General features: G+C 29.5%; 20 protein-coding genes. 2 read left to right on the top strand and 18 right to left on the bottom strand.

The window, feature by feature from the left end; genetic code table 11:
• Positions 1 to 37: 37 nt before the first annotated feature.
• The 12 genes from pnp to ACIJYA_RS07145 all read right to left on the bottom strand — a co-directional run bounded on the left by pnp (position 38) and on the right by ACIJYA_RS07145 (position 12974).
• Positions 38 to 2110, bottom strand: coding sequence for a polyribonucleotide nucleotidyltransferase (gene pnp / locus ACIJYA_RS07200; protein ID WP_435088437.1), 2073 nt, complete (start codon positions 2108 to 2110; stop codon positions 38 to 40).
• A gap of 57 nt (positions 2111 to 2167) precedes the next feature.
• Positions 2168 to 2416 carry a 30S ribosomal protein S15 gene (rpsO, locus tag ACIJYA_RS07195; RefSeq protein WP_435088436.1) on the bottom strand — a complete coding sequence of 83 codons (249 nt, stop codon included), beginning with the start codon at positions 2414 to 2416 and terminating at the stop codon, positions 2168 to 2170.
• Positions 2417 to 2428: 12 nt separating this feature from the next.
• On the bottom strand, positions 2429 to 2797 hold the full coding sequence (gene rbfA / locus ACIJYA_RS07190; RefSeq protein ID WP_435088435.1) for a 30S ribosome-binding factor RbfA: 369 nt from the start codon (positions 2795 to 2797) through the stop codon (positions 2429 to 2431).
• Complete coding sequence (gene infB / locus ACIJYA_RS07185) at positions 2797 to 5013, bottom strand: translation initiation factor IF-2 (protein WP_435088434.1); 2217 nt, start codon at positions 5011 to 5013, stop codon at positions 2797 to 2799. Before infB ends, rbfA begins: the two co-directional genes overlap by 1 nt.
• Positions 5014 to 5023: 10 nt before the next feature.
• Positions 5024 to 6577 carry a transcription termination factor NusA gene (gene nusA / locus ACIJYA_RS07180; protein ID WP_435088433.1) on the bottom strand — a complete coding sequence of 518 codons (1554 nt, stop codon included), beginning with the start codon at positions 6575 to 6577 and terminating at the stop codon, positions 5024 to 5026.
• Positions 6578 to 6675: 98 nt separating this feature from the next.
• Complete coding sequence (gene metK / locus ACIJYA_RS07175) at positions 6676 to 7845, bottom strand: methionine adenosyltransferase (protein ID WP_435088432.1); 1170 nt, start codon at positions 7843 to 7845, stop codon at positions 6676 to 6678.
• Entirely contained in the window at positions 7838 to 9334 is a 1497-nt protein-coding gene (gene lnt, locus ACIJYA_RS07170) for an apolipoprotein N-acyltransferase (RefSeq protein ID WP_435089274.1), read from the bottom strand. The genes metK and lnt overlap by 8 nt, the downstream gene beginning before the upstream one ends.
• A gap of 49 nt (positions 9335 to 9383) precedes the next feature.
• Positions 9384 to 9845, bottom strand: a complete 462-nt coding sequence (gene ybeY, locus ACIJYA_RS07165; RefSeq protein ID WP_435088431.1) for an rRNA maturation RNase YbeY — start codon at positions 9843 to 9845, stop codon at positions 9384 to 9386.
• Complete coding sequence (locus tag ACIJYA_RS07160; protein ID WP_435088430.1) at positions 9838 to 10833, bottom strand: PhoH family protein; 996 nt, start codon at positions 10831 to 10833, stop codon at positions 9838 to 9840. Before ACIJYA_RS07160 ends, ybeY begins: the two co-directional genes overlap by 8 nt.
• A gap of 3 nt (positions 10834 to 10836) precedes the next feature.
• The gene (gene miaB, locus ACIJYA_RS07155; protein WP_435088429.1) at positions 10837 to 12165 is read right to left on the bottom strand and encodes a tRNA (N6-isopentenyl adenosine(37)-C2)-methylthiotransferase MiaB; all 1329 of its coding nucleotides are present in this window, start codon (positions 12163 to 12165) and stop codon (positions 10837 to 10839) included.
• Positions 12166 to 12579 carry a Fur family transcriptional regulator gene (locus tag ACIJYA_RS07150; RefSeq protein WP_435088428.1) on the bottom strand — a complete coding sequence of 138 codons (414 nt, stop codon included), beginning with the start codon at positions 12577 to 12579 and terminating at the stop codon, positions 12166 to 12168.
• Positions 12580 to 12587: 8 nt separating this feature from the next.
• The gene (locus ACIJYA_RS07145; protein ID WP_435088427.1) at positions 12588 to 12974 is read right to left on the bottom strand and encodes a peptidase M22; all 387 of its coding nucleotides are present in this window, start codon (positions 12972 to 12974) and stop codon (positions 12588 to 12590) included.
• Here ACIJYA_RS07145 and ACIJYA_RS07140 point away from each other — a divergent pair.
• On the top strand, positions 12967 to 13983 hold the full coding sequence (locus tag ACIJYA_RS07140; protein ID WP_435088426.1) for a polysaccharide deacetylase family protein: 1017 nt from the start codon (positions 12967 to 12969) through the stop codon (positions 13981 to 13983). The genes ACIJYA_RS07145 and ACIJYA_RS07140 overlap by 8 nt on opposite strands.
• On the opposite strand, the gene ACIJYA_RS07135 is transcribed toward ACIJYA_RS07140, so the two are convergent.
• Genes ACIJYA_RS07135 through murJ form a run of 4 tightly spaced genes read right to left on the bottom strand, consistent with a single transcriptional unit; the run spans position 13980 to position 18160 of the window.
• Positions 13980 to 15029, bottom strand: coding sequence for a glucosaminidase domain-containing protein (locus ACIJYA_RS07135; protein ID WP_435088425.1), 1050 nt, complete (start codon positions 15027 to 15029; stop codon positions 13980 to 13982). The genes ACIJYA_RS07140 and ACIJYA_RS07135 overlap by 4 nt on opposite strands.
• A 3-nt stretch (positions 15030 to 15032) precedes the next feature.
• Positions 15033 to 15572: a NifU family protein gene (locus ACIJYA_RS07130; protein WP_435088424.1), complete on the bottom strand. Its 540-nt coding sequence runs from the start codon at positions 15570 to 15572 to the stop codon at positions 15033 to 15035.
• A gap of 52 nt (positions 15573 to 15624) precedes the next feature.
• Positions 15625 to 16626 (bottom strand): tryptophan--tRNA ligase, encoded by a 1002-nt coding sequence (trpS, locus tag ACIJYA_RS07125; protein WP_435088423.1) that lies wholly within the window; start codon positions 16624 to 16626, stop codon positions 15625 to 15627.
• 4 nt (positions 16627 to 16630) lie between these two features.
• Complete coding sequence (gene murJ / locus ACIJYA_RS07120) at positions 16631 to 18160, bottom strand: murein biosynthesis integral membrane protein MurJ (protein ID WP_435088422.1); 1530 nt, start codon at positions 18158 to 18160, stop codon at positions 16631 to 16633.
• Between the two features lie 50 nt (positions 18161 to 18210).
• Here murJ and ACIJYA_RS07115 point away from each other — a divergent pair, with 50 nt between their 5' ends.
• The gene (locus ACIJYA_RS07115) at positions 18211 to 20496 is read left to right on the top strand and encodes an NADP-dependent malic enzyme (RefSeq protein WP_435088420.1); all 2286 of its coding nucleotides are present in this window, start codon (positions 18211 to 18213) and stop codon (positions 20494 to 20496) included.
• Here ACIJYA_RS07115 and ACIJYA_RS07110 read toward each other — a convergent pair whose 3' ends face one another.
• Both ACIJYA_RS07110 and rsmI read right to left on the bottom strand, forming a co-directional pair.
• Entirely contained in the window at positions 20497 to 21090 is a 594-nt protein-coding gene (locus tag ACIJYA_RS07110; protein ID WP_435088418.1) for a BON domain-containing protein, read from the bottom strand.
• Entirely contained in the window at positions 21080 to 21943 is an 864-nt protein-coding gene (rsmI, locus tag ACIJYA_RS07105; protein ID WP_435088416.1) for a 16S rRNA (cytidine(1402)-2'-O)-methyltransferase, read from the bottom strand. The genes ACIJYA_RS07110 and rsmI overlap by 11 nt, the downstream gene beginning before the upstream one ends.
• Positions 21944 to 21950: the final 7 nt, after the last annotated feature.

The raw sequence follows: 21950 nt of genomic DNA, 5'->3' as shown, positions 1-21950 counted from the left end.
CATTCCAGGGGTTTGTAATTTTAGTTTATTTTACTAATTATTCAGCAGCTTGTTTCATAGATAGTTTAACTTTACCTCTATCAAAACCAATTACTTTAACTTTTACTTCATCGCCTTCTTTGACAACGTCAGTTACTTTAGCAACTCTTTTATCTGCTAGTTCTGAAATATGAACAAGTCCATCTTGTTTTCCTAAGAAATTAACAAATGCACCAAATTCCATAATCTTCATAACTTTACCTGAATAAATTTTATTCAGTTCAGCTTTTGCAGTGATATCTTTAATAAACTGCATAGCGATGTTTCTAGACTCTTCATCCGGAGCAGCAACTGTTACAACCCCTTCGTCATTTACATCAACTTTTGCACCTGATTTTTCAACAATCTCTCTGATAGTTGCACCACCTTTTCCAATCACAGCGGCGATATCTTTTTTATCAACTGTAATCTGTTCCATTTTTGGAGTGTGTTGTCCAACATCAGCTCTTGATTCACTTAGAGCTTTATTCATTTCACCTAAGATATGGACTCTTCCATCTTTAGCCTGCTTTAAAGCCTGCTCCATAATTTCAAAAGTAATACCGGTAATTTTGATATCCATTTGAAGTGAAGTAATTCCATCTTTAGTTCCAGCAACTTTAAAGTCCATGTCTCCTAAGTGATCTTCATCACCTAAAATATCCGATAGGACACTAAAATCATCGCCTTCTTTAATCAAACCCATTGCAATACCTGCAACTGGCTCTTTAATTGGAACACCAGCATCCATTAATGCTAGAGATGCACCACAAACAGTAGCCATTGAAGAAGAACCATTAGATTCTGTAATCTCTGACACTATTCTAAAAGTGTATGGAAACGCCTCTTTTGAAGGCAGTGAAGAATTGATTGCTCTCCATGCTAACTTTCCATGACCAACTTCACGTCTTCCAGTTCCAATTCTTCCAGTTTCACCAACTGAAAAAGGAGGAAAGTTGTAATGAAGCATAAATCTTTCTCTAGACTGTCCATCTAGACTTTCTATTCTTTGTTCATCATCAGAAGTACCTAAAGTAGTGACTACAATTGCTTGTGTTTCTCCTCTAGTAAATAATGCTGAACCATGAGTTCTTGGCAAAACACCAACTTCACACTCGATAGCTCTTACATCCGCTAAACCTCTGCCATCAATTCTTTTTTTGTTTTTGAGAATATCAGTTCTAACAATTTTCTTTTCAAGATTTTTTAATTCATCATTAACATTAAAATCAGAGTAATTTTCATTGTCGGCAAAAAGCTGCTTAGCTTTTTCAGATATTTCTGAAATTTGATTTGATCTATCTTGCTTATCTATTGTCTCAAAAGCTTTAGTTAAATCTTCAGTAAATTCACTCTCAAGTTTTTGCTTAACTTCAGATAAATCTTTTTTCTCAACTGTCCATTCTGGCTTTCTACATTCTTTAGCTAACTCCTCAATCATTTCGATTACTGGGACAAAGCCTTCGTGACCAAATTTAACTGCAGCTAACATTATTTCTTCAGATAAACCTTTTGTTTCAGATTCAACCATAAGCACTGCATCTTTAGTACCTGCTACAACTAAATCTAAACTTGAGTTTTCTAATTCAGCTTTTGATGGGTTAAGAATGTACTTACCATCAACATAACCTACTCTAGACGCTCCTACAGGGCCCATAAATGGCATTCCTGAGATTGCTAATGCTGCTGATGATGCAGTGATTGCTAGGATATCTGGTTGATTTTCTTTATCGTATGAAATTACCGTTGGTAACAACTGCACTTCATTTTTAAATTCACTGGGAAACAAAGGTCTGATAGGTCTATCAATTAATCTTGAAATTAATTGTTCGCTTTCAGTTGGTCTTGCTTCTCTCTTAAAAAATCCACCTGGAATTTTCCCACCTGCGTAATACTTTTCTTGATAATTTACAGATAGAGGAAAATAATCCATGTCAGGATTAACTTTTTTTGCTCCTACTACTGTTGCTAAAATAACTGTTTCACCACATGAAGCGATGATTGCTCCGTCTGCCTGTCTTGCTACTTTACCTGTTTCTAAACTTATCTTCTTTCCTGCTACTTCTATTTCTTTCTTGTATACTTTAAACATTTCATTTCCATTTCGTTTCGTTCGTTTCGTTCCATTCCGTTCTATCTATCTTGATCTTTATTTTCTTAAACCCAATTTCGACAGTACATTTTTGTAAGAATCCATTTTTGTGTTTTTTAGGTATTCTAACAATTTTTTTCTTCTATTTACCGCTCTCAACAATCCAACAGATGAGTGTTTGTCTTTTTTGAATTGCTTAATATGTGTAGAGAGAGTTTCAATTTTCTCTGTTAGCAAAGCAATCTGAACCTCTGAAGATCCAGTATCTTTATCATGCGTTGCTAATTCTTGTGCCTTTTTGTTCATGCCTCTTTTTTCCTATTTATTTGTTTGTTTTATTAAATTTTCTATTTTTTCCGCATACTCAAAAGACTCGTCTTTTCTAAAAAGTAATTTTGGTAAAAATTTCATAACCACTTTCTGTGATAATATTTTTCTAATTAAAAATGAGTATTTTTTTAAAACATTGATTGCTTCTTCAGCATTTTTACCTCCAAGTGGAAGCACATATGCTTTAGCTATTTTTAAGTCCTGACTCATTCTTACCTCTGTAACCGTTATAGTGTTAGTTTCTAAATTGGGGACCTTAGCCTCATTTTTTATAAAAATCATGCTTAAAGACTGCCTGATCATTTCTCCAACTCTTAGCTGTCTTTGGGATATTGGTTTTCCAATTCTATCACTCATTAGATCATTCTCTCAGTGGATGTTACACTAAACGCCTCTATTGTATCGTTTTTTTGGAAATCCATATAATCTTTTACGGTAATTCCACATTCTTGGCCATTACTGACCTGTTTTACTTGGTTTTTTTCTCTAAATAAAGTTCCAACTTTGCCTGTATAAATGATTGCTCCATCTCTAATTATTCTAACATCTGAAGCAGTAGTGATTTCACCCTCCATCACTTTTGATCCTGCCACCTTTCCAGCTCCTGAAACTTTAAATATTTCTAAAATTTGAGCTGTACCTGTAACTGTCTCCTGAATATCGGGTGATAACAATCCTGACATTTTTTGTTTAATATAATCTAGGACTTCATAAATAATATTATATGATGAAATCTTTATTTTTTCGTTTTCTGCTAATTTTTTTGCTTCCTTACTTGGTTTAACATTGAACGCTATTAGAACTGCATTAGAAGCTTTTGCTAAAGTAACATCTGTTTCGGTTACCATTCCAATATCTGCTAGAATTATCTTTGGCTTAACTTCGTCATGTTTAATTTGACTAATTGCATTTTTAATTGCCTCTGATGATCCATGAACGTCTGATTTAATTATTAAATTTAATTCTTCTGCTGAAGTATCTGAAAAAGCTGAATCTTGAGTTGCAAACGTTAATGGATTTTTCGTATCTTTACTTTCTTGAGCTCTATTTTCACTTAAAGTTTTCGCCTCTTTTTCATTATCAACAACGATAAAATCGTCTCCAGATTTAGCTGCACCATTAATTCCTAAAATCTCAACTGGTGCAGACGGAGGTGCTTCATTGATATTTTTTCCTTTATCATCAATTATTGCTCTTACTTTTCCCCATCTCAAACCACTAACAAAAAAATCACCTTTTTTTAAAGTTCCAGTGGTTACTATAATTGTTGCAACAGGTCCTCTTCCAACATCAATTTTAGATTCAAGAACAATACCTGTAGCCTTAGATTCAAAATCAGTTTTTAAGTCTAATATTTCAGCTTGTAAAATTATCGCTTCAACTAATTTATCTAAATTCTTTTTAGCAGTTGCTGAGATTTCAACCATTAAAGTGTCTCCAGATAAATCTTCTGCAATCAGTTCGTGTTCTAATAATTGGTTCTTAATTTTTTGAGGGTCCGCATCTGGCAAGTCACATTTATTAATTGCTACAACAATTGGAACATTTGCAGCTTTTGCATGTTTTATAGACTCTACTGTTTGCGGTTTAACACCATCATCAGCTGCAACAACTAAAACTACTACATCAGTTAGTTTTGATCCTCTTGCTCTCATTTCTGTGAAAGCTGCGTGACCAGGAGTATCAATGAATGTTAACTTATTAGATTGGCTTTCTATTTGATAAGCTCCAATATGTTGTGTAATTCCACCAAATTCTCCTGACACAACATTCGCACTTCTTAAAACATCTAAGACTGAAGTCTTTCCATGATCAACGTGACCCATTACAGTTATGATTGGTGGTCTATTCTTTAAATTTTCAACTCTAGTAGCTTTAATTTTTTGAATTATTTCCTCAGCTTTTTCTTCTCTTATCGGGTTGTGTCCAAACTCTTTTACTAAGTATTCAGCAGTATCAGCTGCTAATGTTTGATTGATAGTTACAGTAACGCCCATTCCAAATAAAAACTTAATAACGCTACTTGATTGTTCTGCCATTCTATTAGCAAGTTCTCTAACTGTAATAGCTTCTGGAATATTTACATCTCGTTTAACAGGTTTTAAATTTTCTTGAACTTCCTCTTTAGTTAAATTTTTATTTTCTTTTTGCCTTGCTCTCTTAACAGAAGCTTCACTTCTAGCTTTTGCCTCGATTTCATCACTTAGAGCTCTTGAGACTGTTAATTTTAATTCTCTTTTTTTGGTTCCAGCCTTTAGTGTTTTCTTGTCTTTATTTTCATCCCCTTTAAGTCTTTTTGTTGCTCTTTGCTCAGCAAGTTTTCTTCGCTCAAAATCGTTTGTTATTGGGGGTGATTTAGGTGCAAATGATGGTTTTGCGGAAGCACCTCTGTTAATTGTTGAGGTAGTTTTTGGCTTGAAACTTCCAGGTCTAGATGATCCACCTCTACTCGGAAATTTACTTGGTTGTTTTTCGATAACTACAGAATTTTTTCCTTGAGTTTTTGCAATCTCAATATTTTTGAACGATTTTTTGGCTGTGCCAGATATTGTTAATTTTGTTTTTTTTTCCATAGCTCATCACTCAATCTTTGTAGACAATATTTCTCGCAGACATAATCAATTCATCTGCTTCTTCTTTTGATAAAGCAAAATCTTCCAAGTAACCTTGTATTTTTACTCTTTCACCTTTTACAATATCATATCCACCTGTTAGCTCATCTGATGCTAAGTCAGCAAAATCCTCTAATGTAAGAATTTTTTGTTCACCCAAAGTCATTAACATACCAGGTGTTAGTCCTTTTAAATTTATTAACTGGCCTTGAAGACCTAATTCTTTTATTCTTTCTGAAATATCTTCTTGATCCTTTTGATGAAATTCTTTTGCTCTTTCTATAAGAGCTTTTGCAGTATCTTCTTCAATACCCTCTATTTTCATCAAGCTTTCTGCCGTAGTATCTTTAATATCATCTATTGATGAAAAACCTTCAGCAACAAGTAGTTGACCCAATGTTTCGTCTAGTTCTAAATTTTTTACAAAGTTTTCTGTTTTTTCTTTAAATTCAGATTGTCTTCTTTCTGAGTCTTCTGCATCTGTCATTATATTAATTTCATAATTTAATAACTTTGTTGCAAGTCTTACGTTTTGACCTCTTCGCCCAATCGCTTTACTCAAATTTTCTTCTGTTAAAATTACATCTAATTTTTTTCTTTCTGAATCAACATTTACTCTTTGAACTTCTGCTGGAGATAAAGCGTTTGAAACTAAAACTGCTGGATCTTCTGACCAGTTTACAATATCAATTTTTTCTCCTTGTAATTCATTTACAACAGCTTGAACTCTAGAGCCTCTCATTCCAACACAAGCTCCAACTGGATCAAGAGAAGTATCAACAGCTTTTACACAAATTTTTGCTCTACTACCTGGATCTCTTGATGATGATTTAATTTCAATTAATCCATCATAAATTTCTGGTACTTCTTGAACAAAAAGTTTCTCCATAAATTTAGGGTGTGCTCTTGATAAGAAAATTTGTTGTCCTCTTGGCTCTCTTCTGACATCATAACAATAGGCCTTAATTCTATCTCCAGCCTTAATATTTTCTCTTGGTATCATTTCATTTTTTTGGATTATTGCTTCAGTACGCCCAAGATCGGCTATCACATTTCCAAATTCTAATCGTTTAACAATACCACTTAAAATTGTATCCTTTTTATCAACAAAGTCATTGTACTGTCTTTCTCTTTCAGCCTCTCTAACATTAAAACTTATTACTTGTTTTGCAGTTTGAGCTGCAATTCTACCAAAATCAAATGATGGTAATGGTTGTAATACTTCGTCTCCAATTGCTTTATCTTTGTTTATTTCATTAAGATTAATAGCATCCTCAAGTTTAATTTCTGTATTAGAATTTTCAGGATTTTCAGCAACAACCAATTTTCTAAAAATTTCTATATCTCCATTATCTCTATTAATAGAAACTTTAATTTCATTTTCTTGACCAAATTTAGATTTAGCTGCTTTTGCTATACCAGTTTCCATAGAACTGATGATTAGTTCTTTGTCGATAGATTTTTCTAAAGCAACTGCTTCAGCAATTCTTAATAGTTCAAGTTTATCTGCTCTTTTATTTAACATGTTTTTGTTTATTCCAAAAAAAAATGGGCTAATGCCCATTTTGTAAATTCAATAATGTAAAGGCAATATAGTAAAGTTTTTTTTTAATTCAACAGAAACTATTTAGAAAAATGACTAGTTTTATCTGTTTTTTCCCAAGAAAATGAACCATTGTCTTCTGGTGTTCTTCCAAAGTGGCCGTATGCAGCTGTTTTCTCATAAATTGGCCTATTTAAATTTAGCATCTCTCTGATTCCTCGAGGGCTCAGATCAAAATTTTCATTTATCTTATCTGCAACAAATTTATTTTTATCCAAATCATTATCAAATAAATCAACATAAATTGACAATGGTTTTGACACACCAATTGCGTAAGCTAATTGAATTAAACACTTGTCAGCAATTTTTGAAGCAACAACATTTTTTGCAATATATCTAGCTGCATATGCAGCAGATCTATCCACTTTAGTTGGATCTTTTCCAGAAAACGCACCACCACCGTGCGGCGCTGCACCACCATAAGTATCTACTATAATTTTCCTTCCAGTTAATCCACAATCTCCATCAGGACCACCAATTACAAAATTACCTGTAGGATTGACATAAAATTCATCTTCATTAAAACCTTCGAGAAAATTTGATGGAATAGATTGTAACATATAAGGTCTCAACAAATCTCTAACTTGTGCTTGATTAACATCTTTTGAATGTTGAGAAGAAATTACTATAGATTTTACTTTTGTAGGTTTTCCATCTACATATTCAAAAGTAACTTGGCTTTTACTATCTGGTTCTATGTTTTTTAATTTTCCTGACTTTCTATCTTCTGCCATTAATCGTAAAATTTTATGAGAGTAATGAATAGGTGCTGGCATTAAAACATCTGTTTCACTACAAGCATAGCCAAACATAATACCTTGGTCACCAGCTCCTTCATCTTTATTTCCAGTTGAATCCACCCCCATTGCAATATCAGCAGATTGTGAATGAAGATGGCTTTCTATTTTAGTTGCTTCTCTCCAGGTAAATCCCTCTTGATCGTAACCAATATCTTTTATGCAATTTCTAACTTTTTCAATTAATTCCTCTTGCTTTATTTCAGGTCCTCTAACTTCACCTGCTAAAACTACTTTATTAGTTGTTGTAAGCGTTTCACACGCAACTCTTGAGAAAGGATCTCCAGAAAGGTAGCTATCGACAACCATATCTGAAATTCTATCAGAGACTTTATCTGGATGACCTTCGGATACTGATTCACTTGTAAATAGATAATTTTTTAAATTACTCATTTTTAATTCTATTAAATGAAAAAATTATAAAAATATATAATAAAATTAATGTTATGAAGATTTTATTTCCGTATTTAGCAAATAAAGTTGGTTGCATTTTTTTAGTCTCCTTTAAGTCCACATAACCTGATTTACCATATTCAACTTTTTGCTCAACAATACCTAATGGATTAATAATAGCTGCAATTCCATTGTTTGCTGAACGCAATAAATATTTACCACTTTCTATTGCTCTAAAAATGCTATGTGTAAAATGTTGCTTGGGGCCTATTGAGTTACCAAACCATCCATCTTCAGAAATATTAATTATTAGATCAAAATTTGAATTAGTAAAAATTTTACCCGAATAAATTATCTCATAACAAATCAATGGTAATATTTTAATAGAAAAACCCTCTCTATTAATCTCCATAATTTCTCTTCTATTTCCCTTTGAAAATGATTGATAATTATTTGTAATCGACCTTAAACCAAGAGCTTTTAATTTATTTTCGAAAGGTAAAAATTCACCAAAAGGGACAAGATTCACCTTATTGTAAAAATTTAATAATTCTAAATTATGATCATAAATGGATAGAGAATTAAAATAATTGATACTGTCTTTATTGATGATTTGATTATTAATACCAATTAATAATAAGTGATTTTTATTAAATCTCTTTTCAAACAACCATTTATATTTAAACAATTCTTTTTGTGAAATTTCTGGAAAAATTCCCTCTGGCCATACGAAAATAGTTTTTTCATTTTTTGTAGGTTCACTTATTTCAATTAAATCGTTTATTACTGACACTGGATCAATATTTAAATAAAATCTATCAAGACTAATATTTGAACCAATTACTCTTATTTTGTGGTTATAAGATACAACATCTGATGTATTAAATTTTTCTTTATAAGATAATCCATACATATAAAATAATAATGGCATGATTAAAAAAGCAATACACACACCTATATCTTTTTTTGTATCCCTTAATATAAAAATTGCAGGACTAGTAAACAATGAAATACAGAATAAATTAAATCCATAGGTTCCAATAAAAGAAGTGATGCTTAAAATTTCTAGATGATTTGAAAAACTATGGGCAATTAAATTCCAAGGGAAACCAGTTAAAATCGATCCTCTTATAAATTCAAAAATTCCAAAAAATAATGAAAAAGAAAAAAAGGAAACTACAGTTTTTTTAGGTCTTAAAATTATAAAACACAAGGTAACCAATCCATAAAAAATGCCTAAAAAAGCTGGTATTAAGATAACAGTTATAGGAATTAAAAATTTAAAATTTTGATCAAATGTTAAAGATATCGATATCCAATATAAACTTGATAAAAAAAAACCAAATCCAAATAACCACCCATATAAAAAGAAAATTTTTTTATTTTGGATAATCTTAGATTTTTTGAACAAAAATATAAAAAAGGCACTGAAGGTAAAAAAGTTTATTATTAAATAGTTATATGGAGGCAAACTTAAAGATGAAGCCACACCTAGGGAAATTAAAAATATTATTTCAATGTAATTTTTTTTTATCAATCTAATTAATCTTTGAAATTACTGATTTATATATTCTTTCTTCCTCATTTAGCATTTTTGTATAATCTTTATCTTTAATATGATCAAAACCAAGTAAATGAAGAAATCCGTGTATAAAAGTTTTAATTAATTTTTCTTTAAAATTTTTAATATTTTGTGATTTTGGTTTATTCATAAAATCATAACTAATTATAATGTCTCCAATATAAGTTTTTTTAGCTATTGATTTTTTTTTAGTTAAAGGAAATGAAAGGATATCAGTAGACTTATTTTTGTTTCTAAAATCTTTATTTAATTTTTTAATACATTTATTATTTGAAAGAAGTAAGGTGAGGCTAACACTCTTGTTGGGAAATTGATATTTTTTTGGAAACAGGCTACAAATTTTTTTAAAGAAAAGTTCCTTTTTTCTCAGTTTTTTTGACCAAGCTTTCTCCTCTGAGAAAACGTCAATATTAATCATTTTTTGAGTAGGCTTTAACTATTTTAGAGACAAGTGGGTGTCTAACAACATCTGAATGATCAAAATCAACTACTGATATCTCATTTAGATGGCCCAATAGTTCTTTTGATCTAACTAAGCCAGATATATTTTTATTTGGTAAATCAATTTGAGTTGGATCACCGTTAATTACTATTTTAGAATTTTCTCCAATTCTAGTTAAAAACATTTTAATTTGAGTATCAGTTGCATTCTGAGACTCGTCTAAAATTGCAAATGAATTTTTAAGAGTTCTTCCTCTCATGAAAGCAAGTGGTGCAATTTCAATATCACCAATTTCAATCATTCTTTGAATTTTTTCAAAATCAAAAAGATCATATAAAGAGTCATACAAGGGTCTTAGATAAGGATCTACTTTTTCTTTCATATCGCCAGGTAAAAATCCTAACCTTTCACCAGCCTCAACAGCTGGCCTAGATAAAATTATTCTTTCAATCTTTTTTTCTAACAACATTGTAAGACCTACAGCTACTGCCAAAAATGTTTTTCCAGTTCCTGCAGGGCCTGCTGAAATTATTATATCACTTTGTCTTAAAGCTCTCACATAATCTTTTTGTTTTTCTGATCTTGGAATAATAGACTTTTTTGGTGTCTTAATTATATCTGTGACATTATTATTTTTAACTTTTTCATTAATCATAAAATTATCGACTGAAGAAAGTATGTCTTTGTTCTCTATACTTCCATTGTTAATAAATTGATTAGCTAAAAATTTAATAGCATTTTTAACTATTTCATTTTTTTCAGGATTAGATTTAATCAGAATAGAGTTGCCTCTTGAGTATAAACTTGTCTCTGTAATTTTTTCTAATTCTTTTAAATTTTTATTAAACTCACCTACAAGACCAATTAAAAGTTCATTGTCATGAAAAATAACACTAAGAGAATTATTATCTGAGTAAACAAACTTTAATGCTGTATCACTATTTTTTTTTGTTAAACTATTCAATTTTTATGCTACTTTTGGTTTAGAGATTAAAACTCTTTCACCGAATAAAGTACTTCGATTACTATTGTTGATTTTTACTGACACAATCTTACCGACATCTTCTTTTTTACCATTAAAAATAACTGATGTCATATATTCAGATCGACCAAAAACTTGGGTTTTATTCTCTGTTAAATTTTCAACTAAAATATTAATTGTTTTATTTTCCAATGATTTATTCATATGTATTTGATTATCATATAATTGACTTTGAATTTTTTCCAATCTTTCCATAGAAATTTTTTTTTCTATTAATTTCAAATCTGCTGCAACAGTTCCTGGTCTTGGGCTAAAAATAAAAGAATAAGAGTTTATAAACTTAATTTTTTTGATAAGTTCAAGAGTAGCCTCAAAATCATCATCTTCTTCTCCAGGGTAACCTATAATAAAATCACTTGAAAATTGAATGTTGGGGTTAATTTCTTTTAATTGATCATATATTTTATAATAATTACTAATAGTATGCTTTCTGTTCATAAGATTTAAAATTTTATCAGATCCACTCTGAACTGGTAAATGTACAAGGGGCATAAGTTTTTTTGAATTTTTGTAAACTTCAATTAAATCCTCTGTCATATCTTTAGGGTGTGATGTTGTGTATCTAATTCTTTTAACCTCAGAATATTTTTCAATTTCTAATATTAAATTTGATAATCTCTGTTTTCCATTTTTGTATGCATTTACATTTTGTCCAAGTAAAATAATTTCTTGTGTGCCAGAGTCTGCTAAATACTTTGCCTCATCCAAAATCTGCCTAAATGGTCTTGAATATTCTGGACCTCTTGTATATGGCACTACACAAAAATGACAAAACTTATCGCAACCTTCTTGGATTGTTAAAAATGAAGAAATTTTACCTGAGTCATTTTTAATTTTATTAAAATATTTAAATTTTGAAATTGGATCAAATTCTGTTTCCTCTACTTTTTTATTTTTTGAAATATAATTTAAAATTGTATCATTAATTTTATGATAAGCTTGTGGCCCAATTACAAAGTCAATGTAAGGTTCTCTTTTTAACATTTCTTGATTTTCTGCCTGCGCAACACATCCAGCAATAATTACTAATGGTTTTTTTTTTGATCTAAAAATTTTTTTAACTCTTCCAATTTCATGATAAACTTTTTCTTTAGCTTTATCACGTATATGACACGTATTTAATAAATAACAACTTGCGTCTTCATAGTTTTCTGTTTTTTCAAAACCAATTTTTTTTACTGAGTCGTATATTCTATTTGAGTCATATTCATTCATTTGGCAGCCAAAAGTTTTGATAAAAATTTTTTGTTTCATTTATTGGGACTTTTTCTTTATCCCATATAATTCAAGTTTATGATCTACTAGCTTATAACCATATTTTTCTGCTACTTTTTTTTGAAGCTTTTCAATTTCTTCATCCACAAATTCAATAATTTCACCTGACTTAACATCTATTAAATGATCGTGGTGTCCTTCGTTTAACTCTTCATATCTTGCTTTTCCTCCCTTAAATTCATGCTTAGCCAATATACCTGACTCCTCAAATAATTTTACAGTTCTGTAAACAGTAGCAATACTAATTTTTGAATCAATTTTAGAAACTCTGTTATATAACTCATCTACATCTGGATGGTCAGACGATTGGGACATTACTTGTGCAATTATTTTTCTTTGATCAGTTAACTTTACACCCTTAAGCAAACATTTTTCTTCTATAGTTTCTGACATAATTAATTTTAACTTATATAAATAGGATTAATCAAATTTTTTTTAATTTCATATTTTTTACATAAATTAGGGATATTTTCATAACTTAAATCGTGTTCATCTTTAAAATCATTTAAATTATAACAATAATAATCTATCTTTTTCGCAACATTAAAAGCTTTAACTATAGATAGAGAGTTTCTTATCCCAGCAAAACTTCCTGGTCCTTTGTTGATATAAATTGCGCTAATATCAACTATTTTAAGATTTTGTGATGAGAGAAAATTATTAATAATTATAGTAAATTTTTCATAATTAATTTTAGTATTCTCACATGTAATATTATAAGTACTATCAGTAGTAATGATCATTAGAAAAATTTTTTCATTAGTAACATTTATAATAAGTTTGTTCATTTTTATCCTGTTTATAAGCGCAGATTCTATTTCAGATGAAAATAATATCAAATACTATTCTGATGATGAAGGTATTTTGTCATTGATGTATCACCGCTTTAATGAGCACAAATATCCCTCAACCAATATTCAAATGAATATTTTTAAGAAACAGATGGAAATAATAATAAACTCTAATTATACTTTTTCAAATCCTAAACAATTTGAAAAAAATTTTCATATACCAAAAACAAATAAAAAAATCCTTATAACAATTGATGATGCTTTTCAGTCATTTTATCAAGAAGCATGGCCATATTTAAAAAAAAATAAGATTCCCTTTATCTTATTTGTTTCAACAGAACCTGTTGGGAAAAAAGGGTATATGACTTGGAGTCAGATTAAAGAAGTTGAAGCTGAAAAATTTACCTCAATAGGACATCATTCACATTCTCATGGATATCTTATTGATGGTGATAATGATTTATTTAGCTTAGATATAGAGAAAGCAAACAAAATATTTTTAAAAAATCTAGGCTACGTACCAAACTTATTTTCATATCCTTTTGGTGAATATTCAAAATTCATGAGGGACTATATTTCTCAAAATTTTGATTATGCTTTTGGTCAACATTCAGGTGTAATTGACTTGAATAAAGATAAATTTGAATTACCTAGATTCCCAATTAATGAAAATTATGGAGACCTAAAAAGATTTAGTTCCATTATAAATTCGTTTCCACTTGAATATAAACAATTACTTCCTTATGAGAAAAATTTATCAGTAGAAAATAATCCACCTAATTTTCAGGTTAAATTTTTTAACGAACAAAAAAATATCAAAAATATTAGCTGTTACTCTAATGAGTTAGATAAATGGGAAAAATCGAATACAAGTTTGAACAACAGGGTATTAACCATAAAATTTAGGGGTCCATTTATACCAAGAAGAGGCAGAATTAATTGCTCCTTAAATGACAAAGGCAAATGGCGATGGTTTGGTATTCAATTTCCAATTAAAGAAAACTAAATTAGACTTTCAAGATCAACACTTGAAGGCATTAATTTTGCATCATCAAAATCTTTTAGTTTGTTTTGCTCTATTATTTTCTGCAAGACCTCAACATATTGATTGCCTGTCTCTGCATATTTATTTAAATATTGAGAAAGTTCCATGCTGTCTAACGATTTATTAGAATCTCTAAACTCTGCTCTAGCTTTTCTAAAAGCTTTATAAGTAGAATGAGTATTTAAATTTCTTTGGTAAGCTCTAACTGATGCTTGAAGGATATTAAATTTCATAACTTTATGATCTTTACCCTTTTCAGCGTCTTTAGGCTTAAGACCCTCTCCTGACCAAGTCCACTGTCCAAATAAGGCGTTACCTTCTTGCGCAAATCTTGAAGTTCCCCAACCTGTTTCTTTAGCTGCCTGTGCAATTGCTAATGATACTGGTATTTCATCCATTCTAATTTTTAATGTTGATAAATCTTTAAATTTTACTCCATATTGTTTGTATTTTTTTTCCAACCATTGTTTTTCTGAGTCTGAATTATTGCTTTTATTAATAATATTAAAGAGAGTTCTTCTATCTTTTTTAATATTATCATTTTCTTGTATAATTAATGGTAAGACAATTTGTATAAAAAATTCTTTTCTTTTTTTTACATTTTCAATCATTTTAATTTCTTGAGGTAATAAAGTTAAGGCAACTGGTTTAACCAATTTATTTTTTCTTACATCATTTAGCTCATATCCAGTGTCCTCAAATAATTCCTTTATAGTTGAGGCACTTAATCTTACAGAGTCCGACTCTAAATTATTCAGGCTAAAAATATCCAAAAGTATATCTTTTTCTTTTAAAACTTCTTTTTTATTTTTATCTTTCTTATTAAGAGTATATGCCAAAATCTTTTTTGAATTATTTGTATATTCTTTGGTATAAAAATTTTTATCAGCAAAATTAATCAATATTGGAATGATATAGAAAAAAGAAATAGTAAAAAAACTACTTAGAAAAAATCTTACTAAGGTATTTTTACTTTTTTGTTCTAATAAATTTTGGTTATTTTTCATATCTTAAATAGCAACAACTTCTTTAACTTCTGGCAAATAATGACATAAAAGATTTTGAACGCCTTGTTTTAAGGTCATTGTGGAACTTGGACAACCAGAGCAACTTCCCTGTAATTGAACTTTAACCACACCATCTTTAAACTCTTTAAATTTAATATCACCACCATCTCTAGCTACTGCAGGTCTTATTTTTTGGTCTAAAATTTTTACTATTCTTTGTTCAATTTCGTTCAGATTTGGATTTTGCTCATCTAAACTTTCATCAATAACAAACTCTTTTCCTTCAGAATAAAAATCATTGATAAATGAAATTACGATATGTTTTACATCATCCCATTTAGTTATATCATTTTTGTTTACAGAAATGAAATCTTCTCCTAAAAAAATTCCCTCTACTCCATTTATAGAAAGTATATTTCTTACAAGTACATTTTGTATATCATCTTTGTTAATAATTTCGTATGGACCACTATTAGACACTTTTTTTCCAGGTAGAAACTTAAGTGAATTAGGGTTTGGTGTTACTTCTGTCTGAACGAACATGAATTATATATAGTGAATATTTAAAAAATTAACACTCGATAATAAATTTTATCTAAAAACCTACTATTTCCTTAATTCTTTTAATCTTTTTTGAAGCTATTTTATTGGCTCTTTCAACTCCTTCTAGAAGCGTATTATCTAAATACGATTTGTCATCTAGTAATTTTTTAATTTCTAATGAAATAGGTTGAATTTTATCTACAAGAACTTCAGATAATTTTTCCTTAAATTCTGAAAAATTTTTTCCAGCAAAAATCTCTACACTTTTTTCTAAAGTAGAATTTGTTAAGCTTGCATATATCCCTAAAAGATTTTTTGCTTCTAACCTTTCAGCAAGATCTTTCGTAGTGCTGGGCATTGGCAATGGGTCTGTTTTTGCTTTTTTAATTTTATTAATAATCAGGTCTTTATCATCAGTTAAATTTATTCTACTTAAATCTGATAATTCAGATTTACTCATTTTTCTTGAACCATCTTTAAGACTCATAATTCTTGAAAATTCTTTTTGTATTAAAGGCTCTGGAACTTTTAATAAATTTTCTATTTCAAAATCACTATTAAACTTTTGAGCAATATCTCTACATAACTCTAAATGTTGTTTTTGATCATCTCCAACTGGAACGTGGGTTGCATCATACAACAGAATATCAGACGCCATTAGAACTGGGTAAGAATAAAGACCCACACTAGCTTTTTCCTTATCTTTACCAGCTTTTTCCTTGAATTGAGTCATTCTATTTAACCATCCAATTCTAGCAACACAGCTTAATATCCATGCACCCTCTGCATGAGCAGGTACTTGTGATTGATTAAAAATTATACTTTTTTTTGGGTCTATCCCACTTGCAATAAATGTAGCTATAGTCTCCTGAATATTGCTTCTAAGTTCCTTAGGGTTTTGTTTAACAGTAATTGCGTGCAAATCTACAACACAAAATATGCACTCATTTGAATTATCATTGTTTAAATCTACAAAATTTTTAATTGCACCTAGGTAATTTCCCAAATGAAGATTGCCTGTAGGCTGAACGCCGGAAAATATTTTTTTACTCATAAAATTAATACTTTAATTTAATATCATTCATTTGAAAAGCTTTGATGAAATAGCACACAATTAAATAAAATGATAATCCAAATATAACAGATAAAACTAAATATAAAGATTTAATTGAATGATTAAATGCTAATTCGTTTTGAAAAAAATTTAATAAAAAGTTAAAAAATAATCCCATCATAATTGATGCAAAAACTATTTTAATAAATTTGATCAAAAATATTTGATTGAAATTAAATAATTGTCGATTTTTTAAAAATATAAATAACATTATCGAATTAAACCATGATGAAATAGATGTTGCTATTGGAATTATTATAAAGCCAATTTCACTAAAATAATAAACGCTTATAAAAATATTAAGCAATACTGAAATCAAAGAAATGTAAAATGGCGTTTTGGTGTCATGATTTGCAAAGAAAAAGCTTGAAAAAACTTTTATTAAAGCAAAAGCAGGCAAACCTAATGCAAAATAATATAAAGCTAAACTTGAGTTATTCACCGAATTCTCATTAAAAGATCCATATCCAAATAAAGCTGAGATAATTTCTTCTGATCCAATAACTAAGGCGATAGTTGCTGGAAGACTTAAAAATAAACTTAATTCAAGGGCTTTATTTTGTATAAGCAAAATCTTATTTTTTTTTCTAGATTGGATATGTTTTGAAAGTTGTGGAAGTATAACAACACCAATAGCAATACCAGCTATAGCTAAGTTAATTTGATAAATTCTATCTGCATAATATAAATAAGAAACTGCACTTGCTTGAAAAGATGCAATTATTGTTCCAATTAAAATATTAATTTGAGTAACTCCAGAGGAAAAAATACTTGGTAAAAGTTTTTTAAAAAAAAACTTAACTTTGTTACTAGCTTTAAATTGGAAATTCAATTTTAGTGTAAAATATTTTGATACAAATTTATATAAAAATATTAATTGTAAAAAACCAGCCAAAGAAACACCATAAGACAAATAATAAACCAACTGATCACCTAAAGATTTCGAAAAAATTAATACTAAAATTAAAACAATGTTTAAAATTATTGGAGCTGCGGCTGCGGCTGCAAACTTATTATGTGAATTTAAAATTGCAGAAAAAAAAGATGCTAAACAAATAAAAAGTAAGAAAGGAAAAGTAATCCTTGTTAAATTTATTGCTACCGTCATTTTTTCTAAATCACCAACAAATCCTGGAGCAATAATTGAAACAAATGTAGGCATAAAGATTTCAATTATTATTGTTAAAAATAACAAACCTAAAAAAAGAAGATTAAAAATATCATTGGCAAATTTATTTGATTGTTTTTTACCCTTATTTATTTCTGATGAATAACTTGGGACAAATGCTGCATTAAAAGTACCTTCAGCAAATAATCTTCTGAATGTGTTTGGAATTCTAAATGCTACAAAAAAAACATCAGCTAATGCTCCTGTACCAAGAAATACTGCAATAAAAATATCCCTTAAGTAGCCAAGCAACCTGCTTATTATTGTAAAAAAACCAAATGTGCCTGTTGACTTAACTATGTTCATAAATCATATTAGTCTTAATTTTACCCTAATTGTATACCTAATTATCAAAAATGAAAAAAACTAACATTGATCATTACACCGATAAAGAAGCTCTAGATTTTCATAAATATAAAAAACCTGGGAAGATCGAGATTATTTCATCAAAAAATATGACTACTAAGAGAGATCTTGCTTTAGCATATTCTCCAGGTGTTGCAGCTCCTGTTAGAATGATTAGTGAAAACCCAGAAACAGCATACGATTATACCAGTAAAGGTAATTTGGTGGCTGTCATCAGTAATGGTTCGGCAATTTTAGGAATGGGTAACTTAGGGGCACTTGCATCAAAACCTGTAATGGAAGGTAAAGCAGTACTTTTTAAAAGGTTTGCAGATATTGACTCTATTGATCTTGAAATAGACTGCTCTGATGCTGAAGAAATTATTAACTCGATCAAAAATTTTGCTCCAAGTTTTGGAGGAATAAACTTAGAAGACATAGCTGCTCCTGATTGCTTTATAATTGAACAAAAATTAAAAGAAATTTTAGATATTCCTGTTTTTCATGACGACCAACATGGAACCGCTATCATAACAACAGCAGCTTTAATAAATGCATTAGATATAAGTGGTAAATCAATAAAAGAAATAAAAGTAGTTGTCAATGGAGCTGGCGCATCTGCACAAGCATGTACAGAATTGTTTAAAAATTCTGGTGTACCAAATGAAAACATAATTATGCTGGATAGAAAAGGCGTAATCTACAAAGGAAGGCCTGATGGCATAGATCAATGGAAATCTAGGTTTGCAATTGAAACTAATTTAAGGACCTTAGAAGAGGCAATCAAGGGTGCAGATGTTTTTTTAGGTTTGTCTGCAAAGGGTGCTCTAAAAAAAGAATTTGTAAAAACAATGGCAAAAAATCCTATAATTTTTGCCTGTGCAAATCCTGATCCAGAAATTACTCCTGAGGAAATAAACGAGGTAAGAGATGATGCAATTATTGCAACTGGTAGATCAGATTATCCAAATCAGGTAAATAATTTAATTGGCTTTCCCTATATTTTTAGAGGTGCTCTTGATGTTAGATCAAAGACAATAAACGAGGAAATGAAAGTTGCTGCAGCACAGGCTATTGCAAAGCTTGCAAGAGAAGATGTTCCTGATGAAGTTGTTGCTGCTATGGGAGGTGAAAGACCGCATTATGGTAAAGAGTATATTATTCCCTCTACATTTGACCCCAGATTAATCAGTATAATCCCAGCAGCTGTTGCAAAAGCTGCGATGGATAGTGGTGTTGCAAGAAAAAATATTGAAGACTTGGAAATATATAAAGATCAACTTAAACAAAGATTAGACCCTACAGTGACAATAATGCAGGGAATAAATTCTTACATAAAAAAAAATCAAAAAAGAATTGTATTCGCAGATGGTGAAGATAAAAATACACTTAAAGCTGCAATAGCATTTAAGAATTCTAAGTTAGGTATTCCAATTTTAGTCGGAAAAGAAGATAAGATAAAAGAACAAATTAAAAATATTGGTTACAGTGATAATTTTGATATTGAAATAGTTAATTCTAAAGATGAAGAGAAAAGAATTAAATATGTAAATCATTTGTTTCAAAAACTTCAAAGAGAACAAGGTTTGCTGGAAAGAGATTGTGATAGACTTGTTAGAAATGATAGGGTTATATGGGCAACTAGCATGGTTGCTTGTGGTGATGCTGATGGCGCTGTTACTGGAAACACAAGGAGATTTGGTGCTTCTTTAGAGAAAATTAAACAAGTAGTGGATGTAAGAGATGGAGAGATCATGTTTGGGCTAAATATGGTTGTTCACAAAGGTAAAACCATTTTTGTAGGTGACACTAGTGTTCATGAATATCCAACATCAGAACAAATGGCTGAAATGGCTATTTCTACAGCGAGAGTAGTAAGATTATTTGGTTTTGACCCTAAAGTAGCATTTGTTTCTCACTCTACGTTTGGCCAACCTCTTACAAGCAGAACAAAACACATTAGAAAAGCAGTAGATATATTAAAAGAAAAAAAAGTAGATTTTGAATTTGATGGAGATATGCAACCAGATGTTGCTCTAAATCCAGAGTATCAAGAATTATACCCTTTCTCAAAAATTGTTGGTAAAGCAAATATTTTAATTATGCCAGGACAACACAGTGCGGCAATATCTTATAAGATGATGAAAACATTAGGCGACACTAAAGTTATAGGACCTTTACTAATTGGACTTGGATTACCAATAGAAATTGCCCCTTTAAGATCTTCCACATCAGAATTAATTAATTTAGCTTCGATTGCCGCTTATTCTGCAGATGTAATTGATTACAAAAAATAATTACTCTTTTTGAATTCTTAAATCTTCTACAAGGATAATACTTGCAATTACATCTTCTACATCCAATATCTCTTTAGCTTCGCTTATAACCAAATCTTTTTCTTCAGAAGTTAATGCAATTCCATAAACATAAATTTTTTTCTTATAAGTATCAATTTGATAATTAGTTGCTTTAATATTCTTATTTAAAATTATAGCTGTTCTAAGTTGAGAGGTTATCAAAATATCTTTTGCAGATCTTTTAAAATTAAATTCTTCTTTTATTTTAATATCATTACGAACAGATCTGGCACCTTTTATCTCCCAAGCTACTTTTGTTAATAATAATTTTTCTTCAGGACTATCGACTTTTCCTGTTAAAAAAATTCTTCCATCTAATACTTTAGATTTTACTGATAATAAATATTTTTTATCTTTAACAAGAATTCGTGCAGCTAAATTTTTTTGCATGATTGAGTCGTCCATTTGAGTGCCAACAGTTCGTGGATCAAAAGCAACGCTAACTCCTGTACCAAAAATACCTTTTGAGGAAACACCAGCACAATTAGATAAAATTACACCCAACAAAATGACTAATATAAATTTAAATTTCATTTTTTACTTTTAAACAATAATTATAAATTTCTTTTTTTGAAATATCTTTATTATGACAAATAATTTCTGTGATTTCTTTTATAGTTAATTTATTAATCATACTTTTAATAATACTCATATCTGATTCACTTAATTCTTGTGAGCGATTTTTATCAATTTGTTTTTCAGAAATTACTACTGTTAGCTCCCCTTTTAGCCCCTTATTAAATATTTCTAAATCATCTACATTTTTTCTTATAAATTCTTCATATATTTTTGAAATTTCTCTGCAAAATATTATTTTTCTTCCACTAAAGTTTTTTTTTAATTCAGGAATAATTTTATTCACTTTTTTTGAAGATACAAAAAAAACACATGTTTCATCAAATTTAGATACTTTATTAAAAACATTTACAAGAGCTTGTTTTTTTTCAGGTAAAAATCCACAAAAAATAAATTTTTCTGAAAAACCACTTATTGATACCGCTGTTGCAACAGCTGAAGGTCCTGGGATTGGTGTAATACTAATATTATTTCTAACACATTCATTCACTAATATTGCGCCTGGATCAGAAATACTTGGTGTTCCAGCGTCTGAAATTAATGAAATTATTTCTCCTGCTTTAAGCAGATCTATAATCTTATTTAAGTTTTTTGACTCATTAAATTTATGGTTTGATATCAGGCGTGATTTTATTTCATATCTGTCTAATAGAATTCTGGAAACTCTCGTATCTTCGCAAAGAATATAAGTTGATTTTTTTAATGTTTCTATAGCTCTTAAAGTAATATCTTTTAAATTACCAATTGGTGTTGATACCAAATAAAGACCCTTTTCATTATCTTTTGTTAGAGATTGTGACTTTATGATCATAATTAAG

It is taken from the genome of Candidatus Pelagibacter bacterium nBUS_29, from assembly GCF_051200905.1.
In the GTDB taxonomy this organism is placed as follows: Bacteria; Pseudomonadota; Alphaproteobacteria; order Pelagibacterales; family Pelagibacteraceae; genus Pelagibacter.
The sequence above is the reverse complement of the archived record's forward strand: the minus strand, read 5'-3'. Positions and strand labels throughout refer to the sequence as shown.

What these genes read in the sequence shown, in the direction of transcription:
- pnp (WP_435088437.1), bottom strand. Translation starts at nt 2,110, where the DNA reads ATGTTTAAAGTATACAAGAAAGAAATAGAAGTAGCAGGAAAGAAGATA.
- rpsO (WP_435088436.1), bottom strand. Translation starts at nt 2,416, where the DNA reads ATGAACAAAAAGGCACAAGAATTAGCAACGCATGATAAAGATACTGGA.
- rbfA (WP_435088435.1), bottom strand. Translation starts at nt 2,797, where the DNA reads ATGAGTGATAGAATTGGAAAACCAATATCCCAAAGACAGCTAAGAGTT.
- infB (WP_435088434.1), bottom strand. Translation starts at nt 5,013, where the DNA reads ATGGAAAAAAAAACAAAATTAACAATATCTGGCACAGCCAAAAAATCG.
- nusA (WP_435088433.1), bottom strand. Translation starts at nt 6,577, where the DNA reads ATGTTAAATAAAAGAGCAGATAAACTTGAACTATTAAGAATTGCTGAA.
- metK (WP_435088432.1), bottom strand. Translation starts at nt 7,845, where the DNA reads ATGAGTAATTTAAAAAATTATCTATTTACAAGTGAATCAGTATCCGAA.
- ybeY (WP_435088431.1), bottom strand. Translation starts at nt 9,845, where the DNA reads ATGATTAATATTGACGTTTTCTCAGAGGAGAAAGCTTGGTCAAAAAAA.
- miaB (WP_435088429.1), bottom strand. Translation starts at nt 12,165, where the DNA reads ATGAAACAAAAAATTTTTATCAAAACTTTTGGCTGCCAAATGAATGAA.
- ACIJYA_RS07150 (WP_435088428.1), bottom strand. Translation starts at nt 12,579, where the DNA reads ATGTCAGAAACTATAGAAGAAAAATGTTTGCTTAAGGGTGTAAAGTTA.
- ACIJYA_RS07145 (WP_435088427.1), bottom strand. Translation starts at nt 12,974, where the DNA reads ATGAACAAACTTATTATAAATGTTACTAATGAAAAAATTTTTCTAATG.
- ACIJYA_RS07135 (WP_435088425.1), bottom strand. Translation starts at nt 15,029, where the DNA reads ATGAAAAATAACCAAAATTTATTAGAACAAAAAAGTAAAAATACCTTA.
- ACIJYA_RS07130 (WP_435088424.1), bottom strand. Translation starts at nt 15,572, where the DNA reads ATGTTCGTTCAGACAGAAGTAACACCAAACCCTAATTCACTTAAGTTT.
- trpS (WP_435088423.1), bottom strand. Translation starts at nt 16,626, where the DNA reads ATGAGTAAAAAAATATTTTCCGGCGTTCAGCCTACAGGCAATCTTCAT.
- murJ (WP_435088422.1), bottom strand. Translation starts at nt 18,160, where the DNA reads ATGAACATAGTTAAGTCAACAGGCACATTTGGTTTTTTTACAATAATA.
- ACIJYA_RS07115 (WP_435088420.1), top strand. Translation starts at nt 18,211, where the DNA reads ATGAAAAAAACTAACATTGATCATTACACCGATAAAGAAGCTCTAGAT.
- ACIJYA_RS07110 (WP_435088418.1), bottom strand. Translation starts at nt 21,090, where the DNA reads ATGAAATTTAAATTTATATTAGTCATTTTGTTGGGTGTAATTTTATCT.
- rsmI (WP_435088416.1), bottom strand. Translation starts at nt 21,943, where the DNA reads ATGATCATAAAGTCACAATCTCTAACAAAAGATAATGAAAAGGGTCTT.